Source organism: Rhodoblastus sp. (assembly GCF_041915505.1).
Taxonomy (GTDB): Bacteria; Pseudomonadota; Alphaproteobacteria; order Rhizobiales; family Beijerinckiaceae; genus Rhodoblastus.
This window is the reverse complement of the sequence record NZ_JAYSBG010000493.1, coordinates 1-1,948: the sequence shown is the minus strand read 5'-3', so window position 1 is coordinate 1,948 and position 1,948 is coordinate 1. Positions and strand designations below refer to the sequence as shown.

Below are 1,948 nucleotides of genomic sequence, written 5' to 3'. Positions count from 1 at the left end.
GCGTGTTGCCGTCGGTGAAGGTCGAGCGCAGATTGGTGGCGGAGACCGCGCTGACGCCGATGTCGGCGCGCATATAGAAGCCGACCGGCTCCTCGACCGGACCGCGCAGCGGCGGCGGCTCCAGTTGGGGCGGGGGCGGCAACAGGTCGGCGGCGCGGGCCGCCGGGGCGACGGCGAGCGCGGCCGCGCTGAGGAGAACGAGGGCTTTCAAGCTGCCCATGACAAAATCCCTTCGTGTGCAGGGCGCGCATGGCCCGAATGCGGTTCACGAAGGCCAGTTTTGCCAGCAAAGGCTTAAATAGGTCTTAACCCTAATAATTAACCGCGTTTTTTAGGCGTTGGCGCTGGCCCGGCCCGGCCGCCGCGCCACGGAAAAGCTTTACTTCACCGCGTCGATCCGTTACCCGGTCTTTGCGATCGCCCCGGCCCAGCGCTGGGGTTTTTGCGTTGAAACAGATCAGACGCCGAGCGGTCGGCGAAGGCCAGAGCGAAGCGCAAACACACGACGCCGAGCGGTTGGCGAAGGCCGGGGCGAGGCGCCCAACCAGACGCTGAGCGGTCGGCGCATGCCGGAGCGAGGCGCAAAACCAGACGCTGAGCGGTCGGCGCATGCCGGAGCGAGGCGCAAAACCAAACGCTGAGCGGTCGGCGTATGCCGGAGCGAAGCGTCCAACGAGAGACAGAGCCGGGCCGATGGCGAATGTGGTGGTGGTCGGCGCCCAATGGGGCGACGAGGGCAAGGGCAAGATCGTTGACTGGCTGTCGGTTTCGGCCGATGTCGTGGTTCGCTATCAGGGCGGGCACAATGCCGGACACACGCTGGTCATCGACGGCGTGACCTATAAATTGTCGCTGCTGCCCTCCGGCATCGTCCGCCCCGGCAAGCTTTCGATCATCGGCAATGGCGTCGTGCTCGATCCGCGCCATCTGGTCAAGGAAATCGCCGACCTGCGCGCCAAGGGCGTCGAAATCTCGCGCGACAACCTGCGCATCGCCGAAAACGCGCCGCTGATCCTGTCGCTGCATGGCGAACTCGACGCCCTGCGCGAAAATTCCGCCGCCGCCGGCGCCAAGATCGGCACCACCAAGCGCGGCATCGGCCCGGCCTATGAGGACAAGGTCGGCCGTCGCGCCATCCGCGTGATGGACCTCGCCGATCTCTCGACGCTCGACGGCAAGATCGCGCGCCTGCTGACGCATCACAACGCGCTGCGCCGCGGCCTTGGCCTCGACGAGATCAAGCCGGAGGCGATCCGCGCCGAGCTGGAGGAGGTCGCGCCGCAGGTCCTGCCCTATATGGACCGCACCTGGTCGCTGCTCGACGATTTGCGTCGGCAGGGCAAGCGCATCCTGTTCGAGGGCGCGCAGGGCGCGCTGCTCGACATCGACCATGGCACTTATCCCTATGTCACTTCGTCGAATACGGTGGCCTCAAACGCCGCGACCGGCGCGGGGCTGGGGCCGAAATCGATCGGCTATGTGCTGGGCATCGCCAAGGCCTATACCACCCGCGTCGGCGAGGGACCGTTCCCGACCGAGCTGCTGGACGAGACCGGACGGACGATCGGCGAGCGCGGCCGCGAATTCGGCACGGTCACCGGGCGCGCCCGCCGCTGCGGCTGGTTCGACGCCGTGCTGGTGCGCCAGACCGTGAAAACCTCCGGCATAGACGGCATCGCCTTGACCAAGCTCGATATTCTCGACGGTTTCGACACGCTGAAGGTCTGCGTCGGCTACAAGCTGGACGGCGAGACGATCGATTACCTGCCGGCCTCGCAGGCGGCGCAGGCGCGGGTCGAGCCGATCTATGAAACCATCGAGGGCTGGCGCGAGCCGACCGGCGGCGCGCGCTCCTGGGCGCAATTGCCGGCGCAGGCCATCAAATATGTCCGCCGCGTCGAGGAATTAATTCAGGCGCCGGTCGCGCTGCTCTCGACAAGTCCCGAGC

At 66.7% G+C, this 1,948-nt stretch carries 1 protein-coding gene and 1 pseudogene; one reads left to right on the top strand and one right to left on the bottom strand.

Going from position 1 to position 1,948, the window contains the following annotated elements; genetic code table 11:
• Window positions 1–220 (bottom strand): annotated as a pseudogene (locus ACE3S9_RS19075) (hypothetical protein); the annotation flags it as partial.
• 473 nt (window positions 221–693) lie between these two features.
• On the opposite strand from ACE3S9_RS19075, the gene ACE3S9_RS19070 reads away from it, so the two are divergent.
• Window positions 694–1,948 (top strand): adenylosuccinate synthase (locus ACE3S9_RS19070; protein ID WP_374548054.1); only part of this gene is annotated, 1,255 nt, incomplete at its 3' end.